Raw genomic sequence first — 18,786 nt, 5'->3', positions numbered from 1 at the left:
GGCAACCCTTTTAAGGCCAGCCCTTTGGAGCAGGATGCGTGAGAAGCAGGTTCGCTGCTTTGACCCCCCTTCTGAGCCTGCCTATATTCGCACGACTATGACAGCCACGCACCGTTTTTTCCCGACCCGGCGGCTTCTGGCGGCAGGGCTGGTGCTCTCAGGCCTTCTCTCCGGCTGTCAGAGCCCCCTTGACCACGATCCCGAGATCGCTCTTCGCGATGCCATCCTAAACAGCCATCGGGCCGAGCTCGAGGCGATGGTGACCGCACCGGTCACGCAGGTGAGCCGGGAGGACTCCGATGTCACGGCGGAGATGACGGACGAGCGGTTGGAAGAACTCGACGAGATGTCGGGGGTGGCTGCTTACGCGAACGACCCGCTGGAGTTGGGGCCCGATCTGCAGGGGGTGCTCGATGGGCCTCGGGTACGGATGACGCTACGGCAGGCGATCGAGACGGCGGTGCGGAACAACGTGGACTTGCAGGTCGCGAGGTTCGGCCCCGGGATTGCTCGGGCTCAGCGGGTGCAGGCCGAGGCGGCGTTCGATGCGACGCTGTTTGCGGATCTGGGGTACTTCCGGACGAACACGCCGGGGCCTCGTGGCAGTGGCGGAGGCTTCGGTAGTGGGGTGGACGTGGTGTCTGATTCGGTCAGCGGTCAGGTGGGGATCCGGAAGAACCTGATCTCCGGAGGGTCGGCTCAGGTCGCGACGTCTTTCACGTACACCGAGGATCAGTTTTCCGGCACGACCTCGTTCTTTGATCACGACATCTCCGCGACGATCACGCAGCCGCTGCTCCGCGGCTTTGGGCGTGATGTCAACCTGACGCAAATCCAGATCTCACGTCATGCCGAGGCGGTCAGTCAGCAGACGCTCAGGCAAAACCTGCTGGCGCTGGCGTTGTCGGTGGAACAGGCCTACTGGAATCTCGGGGTGGCCGAGCAGACGCTGCTGATCCAGCTTCGGCTGCTGCAGCGGACCGAAGAGGACCGCAATCGGCTGATCAAGCGGCAGGAGTTTGATGTCAGCCCGGTGCGCATCACCGAGGCCAACAGCTTTGTCGAGCTTCGGCGTGCGGAGGTGATTCGTGCCCGTCAGGTGGTCCGGCAGCAGTCGGACACGCTGAAGCGGCTGCTGGGTGACAACGATCTGCCGATCGCCGGTGAAACCCTCGTGCTGACCACGGATCGTCCGCCCGATCAGGCGATCCGGTATTCGCTGCTGGATGCAGTGGGCACGGCGATTCAGCGTCGGCCCGAGGTGGCGATTTCTTTGTACGACATCAAGGACGCCTCGCTGCGGATGCGGCTGGCCGACAACCTCCGGCTGCCAGCGCTGGACCTGACGACGGGCGTTGCTTTCAACGGCGTGAGCGTCGATTCGGTTGGTGATGCGGCGAGCAACAGCATTGAGGGCAACTACATCGACTGGAACGTCGGCGTGGCCTTTGAGCAGCCGATCGGCAATCGGTCGGCCGAAGCCGTGCTTGAACAGCGGCGTCTCGAACGGCGTGCGGCGGCGGCGGCTTACGAGCGCACGGTGCAGGATGTGATTCTGGATGTGAAGAACGCGATGCGTTCGGTCATCAATGCCTACGAGTTGATCGGATCGACCAAGGCGGCTCGGCGTGCGACCGCGGACAGCTTGCGGGCCATCGAGGAACAGGAAGATGCCGGGGTCGCGTTGACGCCGGAGTTCCTGCTGGATCAGAAACTGGCAACCCAGCAGCGCCTCGCTGATGCCGAGATCCAGGAGGCGCAGGCACTGGCCGATTACGCCACGGCCATCGCTCAGCTTTATGAAGTCACCGGCACGCTGCTGGAGCGCAACAGCATCTCGATCGTGGCCGAGGATTAATCGATTCTTCTGCATTAAGACGCGATTGATGGGACATCAGGGAGATCGTTATGACGCTTGAGGCATCCGTGGCTCGCTTGATGTGCGTGGGGTTTCCGGGCAAGTCGCCTTCAGCCGAGGTGCTGGAGCTGATCGACCGCGGGGTTGGCGGGGTGGTGCTGTTTGCCCGGAACGTCGGGACACCTGCGGAGGTCGCCGAGCTGACGAACGAGCTGAAGCGCCGCGCGAACGGTCGGCCGCTGATCGTGGCGGTGGATCAGGAGGGCGGGCGGGTGCAGCGGCTACGCGAGGGATTCACGGATGTCCCGCCGATGCGGGCGCTGGGTTCGATCGGCGATGAGGAGTTGGCCAGACGAACCGGTGCGGTGCTTGGTGCCGAGTGCCGAGCGGTTGGTTTCGATCTCGATTTTGCGCCCGATCTGGACGTGGACTCGAACCCGGACAATCCGATTATTGCCACCCGGTCGCTGGGGCGCGAGGCGGACCTGGTTTCGAGACTCGGCGTGGCGGTGGCGCAGGGCATCGAGTCGGCCGGGGTGGCCTCCTGTGGGAAGCACTTCCCGGGGCATGGCGACACACATCAGGATTCACACCTGACGCTGCCGACGTTAGCTCACGACATGGCGAGGCTGGATGCCGTGGAGCTACCCCCGTTCGTGGCGGCGGTGAAAGCCGGCATCGCCTCGATGATGACGGCTCACATTATCTTCGAAGCACTCGACCCGGAGACGCCTGGCACCATGAGCCCGAAGGTGCAGACCGGGCTGCTCCGGGAGCGAATCGGCTACGACGGCGTGGTCATCACCGATGACCTGGAGATGAAGGCGATCGCCAATCACTTCCCGGTTCCCGAGGCTGCGGTGCGGACGATCACAGCGGGTGTGGACTTTGCCTTGTGCTGCCACACGAATGAACTGGCGAATGGGGCTATTGATGCGCTGGTGAAAGCAGTCGAATCGGGCGCGTTGTCCGAGGACCGGGTCCGGCAGGCCAATCAGCGGCTCGATCGGCTCTGTGAGCGTTTTGTGCGTCCGGCGGAAGAGAAGCCCGACCTCTCGTGTCTGGCCAGCGACGAGCACATGGCTGTTGTCGATGAGATCAAGCGGCGTGCCGAAGCGGCGGCGCTCGAGGCGGGGATCGACCCGACCGAGATCATGGCCTCGATCGTCAAGCCGACCTGACCCCCCTCCCCCCCACCCCCTACTCAGGCCGACATCCACTATGCCGATCGAGTTGCAGGTTTACATCGTGCTGCTGGCCGTCATGAGCCTCCTGGCCATCGTGATGTATGCCAGCGACAAGCGTTCGGCGATCAGGCAAAAGCAGCGGACGCCTGAGGGGCGGCTGCACCTGATCGAGCTTCTGGGCGGGTACCCCGGCGGGTTTCTGGCTCGTCGCTGGTTTCGGCACAAATCGCAGAAGCGATCGTTTCAGTTCGTGTCCTGGGTGATTATTCTGCTTCACGTCGGACTGATCGGCGGCTGGTTGTATCTGCGTTTTGGGAGTGCCTGAGGATGAGCGACGAAAGAGCAACATCCGGATCTAGCCAGAAGGGCAAGCTCCTTCTGGTGATCGTGCTGATCGCGGTGGCGATTGGCGTCTGGAGCATCAACGCGGGCGAGCGATCGGCGCGCACGGAGTACAACAGGATCATCCAGAATCTGATGAATCAGGGTGAGTACGAGGCGGCTTACGAACAGCTGATGTCGCTGGTCGAAGCCGGGGAGACGGGGACCATTGAAGCGGACATCCGATCAGCGGCGGCGCGAAGCGCGCTGGCGGCTGCGGAGCGGGAAGACGCGGATGTGGAAACCACCCGGCTTTGGCTCCAGCGGACGCACGAACTCGATCCGACGTTATTGAATGATCTGCAGCGGCGGTTGGTCGCTCCGCCACCCGCTGAGTAACGTCTGAGCTGTTCTACTTGCCTACGGCCGCCTTGTGTTCGAGCACGCTATCGACGAGAACGCCGGGCCCGTCGCGGACAACATCACAAACCGGTAATTGGAGTTCGTCTTCGACCCGCTTGCGTTCGTCGGCGACCTGATCGTCGTTGAGTTGGCGGCTGTTCATGCCGACGCCGATGACCGTGCAGGGGTGCAGTTCGGTCGCGAGGTCTTCGTAGAGTCGGCGGTAGGTCTTGAGGTCTTTGAGGGTGAGGTGATCGAGGCCCTTGATGGTTTGGCGGCCGGCCTCGTAGCAGAGGATGAGCCCGTCGGGCCGGCAGCCGTGGAGCAGGCCGAGGGTGACCGACGAGTAGCTGGGGTGGAGGATCGAGCCCTGGCCCTCGACGCAGAGGATGTCGTGGTGCTGGTTGCGCAGGACGAGTTTCTCTGCGGCCCCGTTGATGAAGTCGGCGACGACGGTGTCGATGGGGGTGCCATCGCCTTCGACCATGATGCCGGTCTGGCCGGTCGCGACGAACTTGGCGTCTTCGCCTCGCTTCTTGAGCTCGTTGGCGATCTCGATAGAGACGATCATCTTGCCGACCGAGCAGTCCTGGCCGACGGTCAGCATCCGGTAGCAGGTCTCGTCGAGGCCCTTGCCTTCGGCGACGTCGTGCTCGTGGTTCTTGCGGACGTCCCAGAGCCGGGCCCCGGAGTGCTCGGCGGCGGCGGCGATGTCGGGGTCGTCCGAGAGGAAGTCGTGCATGCCGGAGATGATGGTCATACCCCGTTCGGCGGCTTCGAGAACGTGCCGCCTCATGGTCTCGGGGAACTTCCCGCCATGGACGCCGATCCCGATGACCAGGGTGTCGGCTTCGGGGACTTCGGTGAGCCCTGCGATGACTGGAAGGTCGCCGCCAACGCCCAGAAGCTCGCCTGAGGTCTTGCCGGCTTGGGTCGAATCGAGCAGGGCCATGACCTCTTTCCGGCGGTAGCGGATGACGCTATAGGCGGTTTTTGCATAGAAAACGCTGGAATGACCCTCGGTGAGGACCACGATCCGGCTGGGTGGGGGGACCACGCTCATGAATGAACATCCTTCGTTGGGTCGATCGGGGGGACGATCCCTAATATTATGGATGTTCTAGTGAGCCTGCACGACTGCCCCGCCGGGCTCCTCGGCGTGAGGAAAGCAAGAACCATGGTTCAGGAAGCCCTGACACTCGATACCGAACCGACCGTCTACCTCAATGGCCGCTACCTTCCTCGGCAGGAGGCACAGCTGCCGCTGGAAGAACGATCGACCCTCTTCGGTGAGGGCGTTTACGAGGTGGTTCGGGTTTACAACGGGCATCCGTTCGCGCTGGATGAACACCTTGAGCGGATGCACAACAGCCTGCGTGGCATTGGCATCGCCGATGACAAGAGCCATGCCGAGTGCGCCAAGCTGCGTGAGGTCTCTCAGGAGCTGCTCAAGGTTCACGACCTGACCGAGGCGCTGATCTACTGGCAGATCACGCGGGGCATCTCTCAGCCGCGGTCCTTCCTGTTCAAGCAGGACGACCAGGTAACCGTCTTCGCGATGGCGTATCCGGTTGGTGCGATCGATCCCGCGGCGGCTCCGCCCACCACCACGGCCATGGTCACCACCGACGAGCGCTGGGCCAACTGCTGGATCAAGTCGACGATGCTGCTGCCGAACAATCTGGCCTACAACCGAGCTCGGGAAGCCGGTTACGGAGCGGCCATCATGCACCGCGAGGGGGTGATCACCGAGGCGACCTCGGCCAATCTGTTCATCGTGAAGGATGGCGTGCTCTACACTCATCCGGACAATGGTCGGATTCTCAACGGCATCACCCGCCAGGTACTGATCGATCTTGCGCGAGAACTGGGGATCGAGGTCCACGAAAGCGAGTACCGGTTGGCCGACTTGGCGGGTGCCGATGAAGCCTTCCTGGCAGGGACGACGACCCATGTAACGCCGATCCTCCAGATCGACGGCCGGGACGTCGGTTCGGGCACCATCGGCGAGGTCTCCTTGCGGTTACACGAGGCGCTCATGGCCAGAATCGCACAGACCTGTGGCATGGAAGCGCCAGTCTGCACGGTCGATACACCCGGTTGAACTTCCTGCAACGTGCGTCGTGTTAGAACTGGCGGTTTCGAGTTAATCTGTACCGGTCTCTTTCCGATCTGGCCTGTAGCAAGAAAGGCCTATCGATGAAGCACGCATTCACACTCGTTGAGATCCTGATTGTGGTCGTGATTCTGGGAATTCTCGCGGCGGTGGTGATCCCGCAGTTCTCGGACGCCGCCACCGAGGCCAAGGTCGCGGCATCGGCGGCCAATGTACGAGCCATTTCCGGCCGAATCGCCGTGTATCACGCCGAGCATGGCGCGTTCCCGCCAACGATTCAGGACGAATGGTTCGTCGGCTCGGTCGACAGCCCCATCGGCGATTCGCTGGCCGATGCAGTCGGTGTCGATGCCTCGAACAATTCAGACAAGTGGCACACCATCGCCAAGGGCGTGCCCGAAGAAGGCATCCCTGAATCCTGGGGCGGGATCTACTGGTACAACGCACTCAACGGCGCCTTCCGGGCTCGCGTGCCGGAGCAGGCGACCGAGCAGGCAACGATCGATCTCTACAATCGGGTCAACAATACCTCGGTGACGTCGCTCCGGCAGATCACGCCCTAGTCAGCGGAAAAAGTCACCACTTGCCTTCGAGCATGTTCTCGATCGCGACCGCGACGCCATCCTCCTGATTGCTTGCCGTGACACGATTGGCCACATCCTTGACCGCTGCCTGAGCGTTGCCCATCGCGACGGATAGACCTGCCTCGCGGAGCATCGGCAGGTCGTTGACCTGGTCGCCAACCACCGCGATCTGCTCCCTGCTCAAGGCCTGTTCCTGGGCCAGTCGTTCCAGCGCCGTCCACTTGGTCACGCCAGCGGGAAACACTTCGAGCAGGTGGTACATGTGCACCCCATCGGGCGCGGGGATCGTCTCGAAGTGGTGGGTTTCGACAGCGTCGCCGAGTTCGTCGATGACCCGCTGATAGGAAGCCTCGATCGATTCCCGGAAACCAACGACACTCAGGCGCAGTGCGCTGTCGTGGTGGTTGTCTTCGAGTTCGCGCACCTCCTGCCAGGGCGTGCCGTTGTGCTCGAACCACCAGTAGGTCTCGGGCTGGATCTCGCCGCCACCCGTGATCATGTACTCGTAGCCGGCGACATCGGGATCGCGAAAAACAAGCAGGGCCTGAGGCAGGTCCCAGAGCAGGCCGAGCACCTGCTCGAGCAGGTCACGCGGGATCTCACGTGCATCGTGCGTGTGGCCATCGGACAGCCGGGCGGTGTGGGCACCTGTGAGGAAGATGCCGAGATCGAGTTGTGGGGTGTCTTTGAGGACACGTCTGGCCTCACGCCAGGTGCGACCGGTCACGGGCACCACGGTTGCGCCGGCCTGCTGAGCGGCATCGATGGCAGCGGCCACCCGGGGGGATACCGTCGAGTCCTCCCGGAGCAGGGTGCCATCGAGGTCGAGTCCGATGAGGCGGTACTTCATGTCCAAAGCCTACGCCATTCGGGGCGGATCGTTTGGTCAGCTTTCAGATCGCTGGACATAGATCGCACAGGACATCCGGTGGTGCTCACCCGGCCGGAGGGTCACGGCGTTGTCGACCAGGTTGCCAGACTCGATACAGACGAAGCGTTCCCAGGCGTCATCGGGCAGGTCGCCTAGCGAGGCCGCTTTGTCGATCCAGGGATTCCAGACGACGGTCGAGCGCGATCCGTCTTTCTCGACAATCACGGTCCGATCGAGTGCCGGATCGTGGAGCAGGCAGGCCGCAGAGGTATCGATATACACACGATCAACTTCCCCGGCGAAGCGGATCGGATCGTCCCCCTGGCAGAACCGTTCGCCCTGCTGGAGCTTGTCCAGATAGTCGGTCTGCTCCAGACCGGTGATCGAGATCTCCTGGATGTCGGAGACCGCAAAATAGGCATGCAATGCCGACTCGAAACGCTCTGGGTCGCCTGCGGCCTCGGCGTGGTGAACCGTCAGCACCATGCCCAGCCGCGGACCCAGCGTCATCTCGAACGTGGCTTCGAGCGCTCCGACCCGTATACCGAAACGTATAAAAAGAGCGCCGTTGGAGGAACCCGCTTCGATGAGATCCCAGCAGCGGGTGCGCACCAGCCCGTGTGCCGGTGCCGAGGCGTCCTGAGCGTGTGGGCCGAACCAGGGAAAACAGATCGGCACCCCGCCACGGATCGCTTTGCCCTCCTGAAAGACGGCGTCTTCGGAGAGGTACAGTACCGCGGCCTCGTTGGCCGGCTGGTAGCCAAGGATTGTCGCGCCGTGGAAGGCGATGCTCGCACGTCCATGACTGTTGCTCAGGTGGGCAAAGGGCACGCCGTCAGGACCGGCCTCGAACGATAGCCCGGGCAGCGAGAAGCGCTCGCGGGCATCGGCGAGTCGCTGGTCGTAGGTCATTACGGTGGATTCTTCGAGTGTCATAGACAGCAAGTGTAGAGCGTCGAAGCTCAGCGGGCCTTGCTGCCTCAGTCTGCGGCTTCGGAGACGGCGGGCTGATCGCTCGGCAGTTCGATCCGCCAGGCCAGGGCCACCTCCTGCTCAGCCGGCTCGTAGGTCAACGGGAACGGATGCCGCGTGATCACCAACTCGTACTCGCCGGGCGGCAGGGCTTCGATGTAGAGGTGCTCGACGTTGTCCACGCGTGAGCTGGACTCTGCGTAGACCGTGGCGGCTGCTTCAGGGCCGGCTTCCTCATCGGGGAGCGCCAGGAGCTTGATGTCCACATCCGAGAGAAGCGGTCGTGGCAGCCAGACCGGACGCGTCGAAAAAGGCGGGCCCACGACCTCACCTCGTATCTGCCGGTTCCAGACCAGCATGATCGAGATCGGACCGAGCAATCGATTGGCTTTCAGTGTGATCCGCCTGGACTGATGGCGTTCCAGCGAATCAACCGCCCAGCCGAATCGCCGGACGATCCTGGCTTCTTCTACCTCAGCTTCGGCCGCCTCAGACAAATCGACAGCCGGATGGTCTGGCAGTGCCATCGCACCGGACTGCAGGATTTTGAGGGCGTTATCGATGTTCAGCAGACCGGCGCCCATCTGGTCAGCGAGCGGGCGGCCGGCTCGCTGCTCCCAGCTATCCGGCTTGGTCGCGCCAGCCATGAGGATGGCTTTGATGACTTCGGATCGCTGAGCCAGGTCGGCGTGCTCATCGAGCACCTCGCCGGCTTCGATCAGCATCGCCGCCGCTGCGGCGACCGCGGGTGTGGTGAACGAGGTCATCCCGCCCGGCGCGACGATGTCCGGCTTCGAGCGGCCAACACCATCGAGCCGGGTCGTGCCCCGGGAGCTGCGGCCATTGATCGAACCGACGGCGATCACGTTGTAGGCCGAGGCAAGGGCCGCAGGAATCTGTGACTCCTCGCCGTTGTTGACGCCCACGGCCATGACGACATCACGGGTATCGATTTGATAGTCCACCCGACGCAGCACCTGCTCGATGCCACGGGTCTCATCCGTGATCCAGGAATGGCTGAAGACGCGGATCGGATCGTCTTCAAGAGGCGGCAGCTCGGTGCTGGTCCGGAGGTAGTCGTCGCCAATCCATTCGAGCGAGCTGAAGGCGTGCACCGTGCGGATGCCCGGAGCCAGCCCCCCCCTACCATAGATAATGCGCGCGGTGGCTGTCGCATGATCGAACTTGGTCGAGGGACCGGTCCGCGGGACGAAAGTGATCTGCCGGAAAAAGGGGGCCTCGACATCGGGCATGTAGGCGGTGGCGCTGCCCTCCACGTGCCCGGCGATCACCCGGTGGCCGCGGGGCATCTGCCTTCCGAGCCTGGCCCTGGCGGTATCGAGACCGATCGCACGCACCGTGGTGAGCCGGGGAAAGGCAGGGATCCGCAGCGTCTGCTCCACCGCCTGGCGTTCCTGCTGCCCGGGGGGCTGAGGCCGGAGCCGGCCATCGAGACGCTGATCCCCCTGCTGGGCCCGAGCCGATAGCGGATCAAGGCGCAGGCTGACCACCCCTACCACCAGTAGGACCAGAAAAACCGTCATGAGTGGCCGCAAAACGCGGATCATGCCGACGATGCTATCGGGACATTCACATCGGGACTTGTCCCGCGGCTCGCCGTGTGTGCAGGATCGATCACTTGGCAGATGACTCATCCGATCGCTCGCTTCGTGTGCTGCACCTGACCTCCGGTTCTGATGCAGGGGGCATCAGCCGCTATCTACACGTCCTCTGCGGCGAGCTGGTTCGCAAAGGCCACAAGCCGGTGATCGCCGGCGAGGTCGGTGCCTGGCACGAACTGTTCGAGACTGTCAGCTGGCCCTGGGTCGAGGCCCCGCTCAAGGCAGGACCGATCGGGCTCTGGCGCGCCCAGCACACCATCGCCCGCGGCCTCAGGTCAGCGGGCTTCGACGACCGACCGCCTATTGATGTCATCCACGCCCACTATCGACGCTCATCCCTCGTCGGACGCTGGCTGGCGAAGCGGTGGAAGGTCCCGCTGCTCTATACCCTGCACCTGACCGGTATCCCGCTGAGCCGCACGGCGAATATGCTCAGCGACTGGGGCGACCGCACCCACGTGCCATCCTCACAAGCGCGCGACTGGTTGCTCGAAGAAACCAGCATCGATGAGGATCGGATCGAGCTGATCCCACACGGCATCGACACCCAGCACTACCAGCAGGCAGGGGAACCCGAACGGCAGGCCGCGCGTGCGACCCTCAAGCTGGGCGATCACACGCCCGTCGTCGGCTTCGTCGGCCGGTTCGACGATCCCAAGAACGAGGCCTGGGTGATCGATCTGGCCGACCTCAGCCGCGAGATCGCCCCTCACGCCATCTTCGTGATGCAAGGCGAGGGCCCGCGGGAAGAAGAGGTCCGCCGAGCGATCCGAAATCGCGGGCTGACCGAGCGTGTGCTGGTTCGTGAGTACGGCGACCCGACACCTGTTTACCGAGCCGCTGACCTGGTGGTGATCCCCTCCTTCCTCGAGGGCTTCTCTTACGTCACGACCGAGGCCATGGCGATCGGCTGTGCGGTGCTCCGAACACGTACCGCCGGCTGGGAGGAACACATCATCGAAGGCCAGACCGGCCAATCCTGCAAGATCGAGCGGGAAGCCTTCCTGATGGCCGGTCTGGAGATGCTCGGCGATCCGGATGGCCTTCGAGCCATCGGCCAGCGGGCAGCAGCCCACGTCCGGGAGCACCTGACCCTGCCCAGGCAGATTGAGGACACAATTCGGCTCTACCGGAGCATGATCGAAGCGCAAAGGCATTAAGATAGGCAGGTCAGGCGCTATCACCGCCAGGAGACTTGCCATGCATCAGCCCATCAAGACCTTTGCCCTCTGGATCACCGCCCTGCTCGTGACCGCTGGACTGACCAGCATGGTCCAGGCACAGGCAGCGGAGGAAGTCGATCTGCCCTTTATCGGCGTTGTGGTCCCGGAGAACGCCGAACTCCGAGCCGGTCCCGGCAAGGCCTACTACACCGTCGGTGCTTCCGAGCGAGGCGACTTTGTCGAAGTCCACGAAGCCCTGCTCGGCTGGTACAAGATCAGCGCTCCCGAAGGCGTCTTCAGCTACATCTCTAAAGCTTTCGTCAGGGTCGAAGGCGACGGCAGCACCGGCGTAGTCATCGACGAGCGCGCACCCGTGCGGGCCGCAAGCCTCCGGGGCACCGGCTGGAGCTACAAGTCGCAGACGACGCTCGACCCAGGCGACGAGGTGTCGATTGTGGCCGAGGAAGGCAGCTTCTACAAGATCCTGCCGCCCGACTCGGCCCGGGTGTTCGTCGCCCGCGATGCCGTGCGGCTGGCCAGCCCGGGCGAACGTGCCGCTGCCGAACTGGATCCGATCACCCCCGCCCAGGAAACCGCCGAAGAACCGGTGCAAGTCGCCGCCGAAGATTCGCAACCGCTTATCATCGCGGAGCCCGAACCGACGCCTGTCATCGAACAGCAGGCCGCGCCCGCCCGTCGTCCGCTGATCCCCGTTCCAGCCGAAACCACAGCCCAAACGGTGAACGCTGAACCCGCCCGGGGACAAACCACAGCGGCCGACGCTGCGGAGCCCGTTGAAGCAGAGGCGACGCGAGCCGCTACCGTCGTCGAGCCCGAGCCCAACACCGACATCAGCACGCAGGCCACGGCCGACACCGAGGGCGCTGTCTGGCCAGCCATCGGTAAGGACGCCGTGACGCGCGTGCCGACCGAGCCCGAAGCCGTGACCCTCGCCGCCGTCGAGGCCGAATTGCGTCCCAAGTTCAGCCTCCCGCTGACCGAGATGCCCATCGAGGAGATGATCGCGACGTACACCAGCCTCCGGGAGAACGAGGACCTCAGCGCCCAGGACCAGCAGATCGTCGAGATCCGTCTGATCGCTCTCGAACGCAACCGCCAGCTCAGGGCCGAGCTCGAAGCCGAAGCCGCTGAGATCCCCGTCATCGCAGAACCCGAGCCCGCGCCGGTGGTCGTACCCGAAACCGCTGAGACCAGCAGCCCGACCGCTGCCATACCGAGCGAACCCACCGCCACCACGCTCAACCCGGCCCAGATCGAAGACTACGCCTTCGTAGGGGTGCTCTTGCAGTCCTCGCTCTACAACGGCGAACAGGGCCGCCCCTCTCTGCTCCGGCTGATGGACCCGACCACCCGGCGCACGCTCGGGTATCTGGTCACACGGACCGTGTCGGATCGCAGAGCCATCTCGGCACTCGTCGGCATCGTCGGTGAAGTCCAGCGGGATGCCGACCTCGGCATCAACATCATCACCCCCGAACAGATCGATATCCTCTCGGCCCGACCGTAACGACTCGCAGACTTATGCCCATCCTGACGTCTGGATAAGCCGGGAAGGCTGTGCCACTGCGCTAGCGTCGCATGCGTGAACAGATGGATTAACCCCCTTGCCGGAGTTAGGTGGGTCCGAGATTTCGTCGATGCAGAGACTCGCAAGCGGCCTGTCGTTGGATGCCGCCTTTGAGAGGACCTGCCATGAGTTTTGAGCAAGACAGCTCCATCCCGCCCCGTCGAGGCGTCCGCATCGGCGAAATCCTTGTCGAACGAGGCGTTTTGAGTGAGCATCAGGTCTTCGAGATCACGCAGGCCCAGAAGAAACAACACCTCCCTTTTGGGGTCCTCGCCGAGCGCATGTTCGATGTGACCCTCGATAGCGTCGAGTCGGCCTGGATCGAGCAGTACCACCGCTTCTCGGGCACGCTCGATCTCAACGAGGTCGAAATCGACACCGAGGCACTCAAGCTCATCAATCGCCGACAGGCCTGGCAGTTCGAGATCCTGCCCATCCGCTTCGAACCGGACGGACAACTGCTCATGGCCGCTTCCCGGAGCCGGCTGGCCCGGGCCGTCACCTTCGCCGCACGCCGGATCGATCGCGACGTCTACACCCGCATCGCCGAGTCCAAACAGCTCCAGCTCTTCCTCCGGCAATACTTCCCCATGCCCGAGGTCAGCGGCGAACTCGTCGACCAGGCCAAACGCCTGGCCGGCTGACCCCCCGTACAACAACGAAGAAAGCTGGGATTCCTAAGCGCTGTCGCTACGCTCGGGCTCACGGAAGCCAAGTGCCAGCGTAACCACCGCGAAAGCCGTGAGACACGCCCCGACACCGAAGACGGTGCCGAGCTGCTCCCCTGCGATAAAGCCGGCGACCAGCGGGCCGAACGTCCGCCCCATCCCGAAAACCAGCGGGGCGAACACGCCCTGAATCGAGGTCCGGTCGCTGTCCGACGCCAACTGATTGAGGTAGATCGGCGTACCGATCACCAGCAGCAGCATCGCCGGGCCGTGAAACACCTGCGAGATGATCGCCGCCTCGGGCGTCTGCACCAGATAGAGCAAGAGCAGTCTGGCACAAAGCGACGCCGCACCGAGGATCAGGATGTTCCGCAGCCCGATCTTGGCCATCAGAGTCCCGAAGATCAGCGTGCAACCGATCTCCGCGAGCACCCCAAACGAAGCGATCAACGCGACGTACCGATCCTCAATCCCCAGGTCCCGAAGGTGCAGCGGGTAGAAGCCGTAGTACGCCGACAAAGCACTCGAGAACAGCAGGACCGACAGGCAGAACCAGCGAGCGTCCGGCTTGAACAACCGCTTGGCCGCGGTCCACGTCGGGAAATTCGCCAGTGAGCGCTTGGACGGCTCGTGTCTGACCGCCGGCAGGCGTCTCGTGTTGAGAATCGTCAGCAGACTCACGACCGCTCCGAAGGCCATTGCCAGCCGCGGGCCGATGCCATCATCCGGCAGCAGAATCGCCAGCGGGATCGCCGGAAGAATAAACCCATAGGCCCCCCAGACACGGATCTTGTGAAAGGGCGTTTCTGGCTCGCCCGCAGGCCGTTCCTGCTGCATCCGAAAGTGCAGCGCGTCCGACACCGGAAACGTCGGATTGATGCACAAGGCCAGCACCGCATAACCGATCGCCGCCGCGGTATATCCCTGAGCCATCCCGAAGAAGCACAGCCCCACCGCCATCACGATGAAGATGCACGCGATCAGCCGCCTGGGCTGCAGGTGCAGATCGGCCAGCGCCCCCAGCAATGGCGGAGTGATAAAAACCGCGATCCCGAACAACGCGATCACCGACCCGATCTGAGCATCCGTCAGACCGGCATCTTCCAGCACCAGCGGGGCGTACGGCTGGATGATGCCAAGCACCGCGTAGGCCAGTAGATAGTGAGTTTGGAGCGGGGATAACTTCAAAGACCACGCAGTCTAGCGACTCGCGTCTATCAGAAGCTCCCAGCCATCAACCCCTCTCCCGGACCCCTCAAACCCGCAGACAGCACCGATCCCTCACGACCGTTGCGATGATCGGACCCGGTTCTGGTGCACCTGCGAGTTACAACCCGCTTTTTTGGTGCCAACCCGCTTAATCCGCACGTTGCGCGTTCCGATGGAAAGGGTGTCGCAAGGCATGTCGTCGGGCGGCAGGGAGTTTCCCGGAGAAAGGCCGAGACATGGCAAAACAAAAAGACATTCTGACCACGGGCGAGGTCGCCAAGATCTGCAACGTCGCACCGAGGACCGTCAGCAAGTGGTTCGATTCCGGACAGCTCAAGGGTTATCGGATCCCGGGCTCGAAGGACCGTCGCATCCCCCTGGCGTCGCTGGTCAAGTTCATGAAACAGCACCAGATCCCCCTCGACGGGCTCCAGTCCGGCAAGACCCGGGTCCTGCTCGTCGACCAGGGCTCGGAGACGCTCGACGTCCTGACCAAGATGCTCCGCGAGCAGGCCGGCTACGAGGTCGGCATCGCCAACTCCGGCTTCTCGGCCGGCGTCGAGTGCGAGAAGTTCCGCCCCCACGTCATTCTCATCGATCTTCACCTGGGCGACGTCTCGGGCGAAGACGTCCTCAAGCTCGTCCGCGAGAACCCCGACCTCTCGATGAGCAAGGTGATCGCCGTCAGCGGCAAACTCACCGAAGGCCAGGCCGGCGCCCTGACCGCCGCCGGCTTCGACGGCTTCCTCCGCAAGCCCTTCCACGTGAAGCAGATCATCGACATCGTCGAAGAAGCCACCGCTCTGGTCTACTGACCAGGCACCCCACCGAAAAGAGAAGGTTGAGGACACAGGCCACCCGCGAGGGTGGCTTGTTGTTTATGGAGCTATGAGCAGAAGGTCAGGAATTGGCTGCAACTGCATTGTGTTCTCAATAACTCTATAACGAACAAGCCCTCCATGGAGAACCATGAAGGGCTTGCTAGAAGTCTTAATTTGAAACCGGCTCTTACACCGTCTCCGCCATCTTCTCAGCCTTCGCCTTCGCATCATCCAGCGTGCCGACGTACATGAACGCCCCTTCCGGCAGATCATCCGCCTCGCCGGCGCAGATCCTGCGGAACGAATCGATCGTCTCGGCCAGCGAGGTGTAGATGCCCGGGAAGCCGGTGAACTGCTCAGCGACAAAGAACGGCTGCGAGAGGAAACGCTCGATCTTCCGGGCACGGGCCACGGTGATCTTGTCCTCTTCGGCCAGCTCATCGACGCCGAGGATCGCGATGATGTCCTGCAGCGACTTGTACCGCTGAAGGATCGTCTGCACCTGGCGGGCCACCTGGTAGTGCTCCTCGCCGATGATGTTCGGGTCGAGGATCCGGGAGGTCGAGGTCAGCGGGTCCACCGCGGGGTAGATGCCCTTCTCAGCGATCGACCGCTCGAGCACGACGAACGCATCAAGGTGAGCAAACGTCGTCGCAGGGGCCGGGTCGGTCAGGTCGTCCGCGGGCACGTAGATGGCCTGCACCGAGGTAATCGCGCCACGCTCGGTCGAGGTGATGCGCTCCTGAAGATCGCCCATCTCCGTCGATAGCGTCGGCTGATAACCCACGGCCGAAGGCATACGGCCAAGCAGCGCCGACACTTCCGAGCCAGCCTGCGTGAAGCGGAACACGTTGTCGACGAACAGCAGCGTTTCCTTACCCGACGAGTCGCGGAACTCCTCGCACATCGTCAGGCCGGACAGCGCCACACGCAGACGAGCACCGGGCGGCTCGTTCATCTGGCCAAAGACCATCGCCACCCGGTCGAGCACACGCATGGTGTTGCCCTGAGCATCGGTGAAGGTCGCCTCGTCCATTTCCCGCCAGAGGTCGTTGCCCTCACGGGTTCGCTCACCGACGCCAGCGAACACGGAGTAGCCGTCGTGCTCACGCGCGATACGGGCGATCATTTCCTGAATGATGACGGTCTTGCCGACACCCGCCCCGCCGAACAGGCCGATCTTGCCGCCACGAACAAACGGACAGAGCAGATCGACGACCTTGATGCCCGTCTCCAGGATTTCGGTCTTCGGGTTCAGCTCGGTGAACTCGGGCGGATCCGCGTGGATCGGACGACGCTTCTGAGCCTCGACCGGGCCTGCGTTGTCGATCGGCTCGCCCAGCAGGTTGAACACCCTGCCGAGCACCTCGGAACCAACAGGCACCGAGACCGAGGCCCCGGTGTCGGTAATTTCCATCCCGCGAGACAGCCCATCCGTCGAACCGAGGGCCACGGCGCGGACCTGGCCGCCGCCCAGGTGCTGCTGAACCTCACCGACGAGCTTCACGTCCTGCTCGCCGAGCTTGAAGTGAACTTCAACAGCGTTGTAGATGTCGGGAAGCTGATCCTCGGGGAACTTGGCGTCGAAGGTCGATCCGATGACCTGGCTGATCGTGCCGGTGGCGGGCATGCTGGGCTCCTGAACGGGCGCGTGGACTGCGTTCACAGAAGGTGTCAATGGGCCCCGTTGACCGAGGCAAAGGATCGGTAGATTAGCGGGCTCCCCACGCCTTTGCCAGCCGAACAGCCCGCCAGTAGACCCGATTCCTCACTACCGCAGACCGACTCAGCGGCCGCGAGACCAGTGAACGCCGATATACTCGCAACCGGTCCGGATGATCCAGACCATCAAGCCACCGCCCGATCGCGGTTCCCCGACGCAGGGAGGCGTCAAGATGACCGACTCACCAGCCCCAACCGAAACCACCACCGACACCATCCCACCCGAATCAGTGGCCGCGGATCAGGAACAGACAACCGGCGACCCTGTCACCCAGGCAAGCACGCCCCCTCCCGAGCCCCCCTCCAGTGACGGCCGGCAGACCCGGGTCATCACCTTCATCAACCAGAAAGGCGGGGTCGGCAAAACCACCACCACCATGAATCTGGGTCACGCCCTGGCCCGCGCCGGCCAACGCGTGCTTATGGTCGACCTCGACCCACAGGCCCACCTCACGCTCTACAACGGCGTCGACCCAGACACCCTCGAAAAAACCATCTACGACCTGCTCATCGAAGACAACGTCACCGCCGCAGAAACCGTCATCGAGCTCGACCCCAACCGCGGCATCCTCCCCGCCGACGTCAACCTCGCCGGCGTCGAATCCGAACTCGCCGAACGCGTCTCTTCAGGCAATGCCCAGACCATCCTCCGCGACAAGGTCAGCGCCGTCGCCGACCAGTTCGACTACGTCCTCATCGACTGCCCTCCCAGCCTCGGCCTGCTCACCGTCAATGCCCTCACGCTCGCCCGCGAGGTGATCGTCCCGATGCAGGCCCACTTCCTCGCCCTGCAGGGCCTCGGCAAGCTGCTCGAAACCGTCCAGCTCGTCAGCGAAGGCATCAACCCGACGCTCAAAGTCGCTGGCGTCATCCTCTGCATGCACGAGGGCCAGACCATCCTCGCCTCCGAAGTCACCGCCGATGTCGAGAGCTTCCTCCTCGAATCCCGCAACACCCCCGCACCCTGGGCCCAGGCCGTTGTCTACCAGCCGCCAGTCCGTCGGAATATCAAACTCGCTGAGTCCCCCAGCTTCGGCCAGAGCATCTTCGACTACGCAGCCAACTGCCCCGGAGCCATCGATTACGCCAAACTCGCCGAGTCCGTCATCCGCCACGGCAGCCCGGCGCAGACCGCCTCAGAACCCGCTAGCCAAACCGCTGGGGATGTCCCGTCGTGAGTTTTTCGGATCACGATCAGGCCATGATGCGCCGCGCCCTCGCCGCCTGTGCCCGGGGCGTTGAGAAGGGCCAGTCCCCCTTCGGAGCCGTCATCACCCGAGGCGACGAGATCCTGGTCGAAACCCACAACCACGTCCGCCTCCGCCACGACCCCACCTCCCACGCCGAGGTCTGCGCCATCCGCGACGCCTGCGGGCACAGCCAGGCGATCCACCTCGAAGGCGCAACCATCTACTCGACCACCGAACCCTGCCCCATGTGCTTCACCGCCATCCACTGGGCCCGGATCGACCGGATCGTCTACGGCGCATCCATCGCCGATGCCGACCGCTTCGGATTCAACGAACTCGCGATCAGCAACCACGACATGGCCCGGCTGGGCGGGTCACCCGTCAGAGTCGAAGCCGGCTGCCTCAGAGACGAAGCCGTCGCCCTCTTCCAGAAATGGCAAGACCAAGGCGGCCAGCCCTACTGATAGCCCCTTTCGTCAGGCAACCGCCAGT

At 63.5% G+C, this 18,786-nt stretch carries 18 protein-coding genes; 12 read left to right on the top strand and 6 right to left on the bottom strand.

Annotation, left to right across the window (positions count from 1 at the left end; all coding sequences use genetic code 11):
- The first annotated feature begins 97 nt into the window (after window positions 1-97).
- The 4 genes from ACQZAB_RS07880 to ACQZAB_RS07865 are packed head-to-tail and all read left to right on the top strand — an operon-like array spanning window position 98 to window position 3,765.
- Window positions 98-1,858 (top strand): TolC family protein, encoded by a 1,761-nt coding sequence (locus tag ACQZAB_RS07880; protein WP_428388661.1) that lies wholly within the window; start codon window positions 98-100, stop codon window positions 1,856-1,858.
- A gap of 50 nt (window positions 1,859-1,908) precedes the next feature.
- On the top strand, window positions 1,909-3,039 hold the full coding sequence (gene nagZ, locus ACQZAB_RS07875) for a beta-N-acetylhexosaminidase (protein WP_428388660.1): 1,131 nt from the start codon (window positions 1,909-1,911) through the stop codon (window positions 3,037-3,039).
- Between the two features lie 40 nt (window positions 3,040-3,079).
- A complete protein-coding gene (locus ACQZAB_RS07870; protein ID WP_428388658.1) occupies window positions 3,080-3,370 on the top strand; it encodes a DUF1294 domain-containing protein in 291 nt (96 codons plus the stop codon).
- Between the two features lie 2 nt (window positions 3,371-3,372).
- Window positions 3,373-3,765, top strand: coding sequence for a hypothetical protein (locus ACQZAB_RS07865; RefSeq protein WP_428388656.1), 393 nt, complete (start codon window positions 3,373-3,375; stop codon window positions 3,763-3,765).
- Window positions 3,766-3,778: 13 nt separating this feature from the next.
- Here the strand turns inward: ACQZAB_RS07865 and ACQZAB_RS07860 are convergent, their stop codons facing one another.
- Entirely contained in the window at window positions 3,779-4,831 is a 1,053-nt protein-coding gene (locus ACQZAB_RS07860; protein WP_428388653.1) for a DUF1611 domain-containing protein, read from the bottom strand.
- Between the two features lie 114 nt (window positions 4,832-4,945).
- On the opposite strand from ACQZAB_RS07860, the gene ACQZAB_RS07855 reads away from it, so the two are divergent.
- Together ACQZAB_RS07855 and ACQZAB_RS07850 are read left to right on the top strand one after the other, a co-directional pair.
- Window positions 4,946-5,872, top strand: a complete 927-nt coding sequence (locus ACQZAB_RS07855; protein ID WP_428388651.1) for an aminotransferase class IV — start codon at window positions 4,946-4,948, stop codon at window positions 5,870-5,872.
- Window positions 5,873-5,967: 95 nt separating this feature from the next.
- A complete protein-coding gene (locus tag ACQZAB_RS07850; RefSeq protein WP_428388648.1) occupies window positions 5,968-6,447 on the top strand; it encodes a type II secretion system protein in 480 nt (159 codons plus the stop codon).
- A 13-nt stretch (window positions 6,448-6,460) separates the two neighbouring features.
- Here the strand turns inward: ACQZAB_RS07850 and ACQZAB_RS07845 are convergent, their stop codons facing one another.
- Genes ACQZAB_RS07845 through ACQZAB_RS07835 form a run of 3 tightly spaced genes read right to left on the bottom strand, consistent with a single transcriptional unit; the run spans window position 6,461 to window position 9,879 of the window.
- Complete coding sequence (locus ACQZAB_RS07845) at window positions 6,461-7,318, bottom strand: Cof-type HAD-IIB family hydrolase (protein WP_428388646.1); 858 nt, start codon at window positions 7,316-7,318, stop codon at window positions 6,461-6,463.
- Between the two features lie 36 nt (window positions 7,319-7,354).
- On the bottom strand, window positions 7,355-8,275 hold the full coding sequence (locus tag ACQZAB_RS07840) for a D-hexose-6-phosphate mutarotase (RefSeq protein WP_428388644.1): 921 nt from the start codon (window positions 8,273-8,275) through the stop codon (window positions 7,355-7,357).
- Between the two features lie 44 nt (window positions 8,276-8,319).
- A complete protein-coding gene (locus ACQZAB_RS07835; protein WP_428388643.1) occupies window positions 8,320-9,879 on the bottom strand; it encodes a S8 family serine peptidase in 1,560 nt (519 codons plus the stop codon).
- Window positions 9,880-9,950: 71 nt separating this feature from the next.
- On the opposite strand from ACQZAB_RS07835, the gene ACQZAB_RS07830 reads away from it, so the two are divergent.
- From ACQZAB_RS07830 to ACQZAB_RS07820, 3 genes are all read left to right on the top strand, one after another.
- Entirely contained in the window at window positions 9,951-11,093 is a 1,143-nt protein-coding gene (locus tag ACQZAB_RS07830) for a glycosyltransferase family 4 protein (protein ID WP_428388641.1), read from the top strand.
- 40 nt (window positions 11,094-11,133) lie between these two features.
- Entirely contained in the window at window positions 11,134-12,624 is a 1,491-nt protein-coding gene (locus tag ACQZAB_RS07825) for a hypothetical protein (protein ID WP_428388639.1), read from the top strand.
- A gap of 185 nt (window positions 12,625-12,809) precedes the next feature.
- A complete protein-coding gene (locus ACQZAB_RS07820) occupies window positions 12,810-13,328 on the top strand; it encodes a hypothetical protein (protein ID WP_428388637.1) in 519 nt (172 codons plus the stop codon).
- Window positions 13,329-13,361: 33 nt separating this feature from the next.
- On the opposite strand, the gene ACQZAB_RS07815 is transcribed toward ACQZAB_RS07820, so the two are convergent.
- Complete coding sequence (locus tag ACQZAB_RS07815) at window positions 13,362-14,540, bottom strand: MFS transporter (RefSeq protein WP_428388635.1); 1,179 nt, start codon at window positions 14,538-14,540, stop codon at window positions 13,362-13,364.
- Window positions 14,541-14,797: 257 nt separating this feature from the next.
- Here ACQZAB_RS07815 and ACQZAB_RS07810 point away from each other — a divergent pair, with 257 nt between their 5' ends.
- Window positions 14,798-15,376, top strand: coding sequence for a response regulator (locus ACQZAB_RS07810; protein ID WP_428388634.1), 579 nt, complete (start codon window positions 14,798-14,800; stop codon window positions 15,374-15,376).
- 193 nt (window positions 15,377-15,569) lie between these two features.
- Here the strand turns inward: ACQZAB_RS07810 and atpD are convergent, their stop codons facing one another.
- A complete protein-coding gene (gene atpD, locus ACQZAB_RS07805) occupies window positions 15,570-17,012 on the bottom strand; it encodes a F0F1 ATP synthase subunit beta (protein WP_428388633.1) in 1,443 nt (480 codons plus the stop codon).
- Window positions 17,013-17,277: 265 nt separating this feature from the next.
- On the opposite strand from atpD, the gene ACQZAB_RS07800 reads away from it, so the two are divergent.
- Window positions 17,278-18,282 (top strand): ParA family protein, encoded by a 1,005-nt coding sequence (locus ACQZAB_RS07800; RefSeq protein ID WP_428388632.1) that lies wholly within the window; start codon window positions 17,278-17,280, stop codon window positions 18,280-18,282.
- On the top strand, window positions 18,279-18,758 hold the full coding sequence (locus tag ACQZAB_RS07795) for a nucleoside deaminase (RefSeq protein WP_428388630.1): 480 nt from the start codon (window positions 18,279-18,281) through the stop codon (window positions 18,756-18,758). The genes ACQZAB_RS07800 and ACQZAB_RS07795 overlap by 4 nt, the downstream gene beginning before the upstream one ends.
- Window positions 18,759-18,786: the final 28 nt, after the last annotated feature.

This window comes from Mucisphaera sp., from assembly GCF_965279675.1.
In the GTDB taxonomy this organism is placed as follows: domain Bacteria; phylum Planctomycetota; class Phycisphaerae; order Phycisphaerales; family Phycisphaeraceae; genus Mucisphaera.
This window is presented reverse-complemented; position numbering and strand designations above follow the sequence as displayed.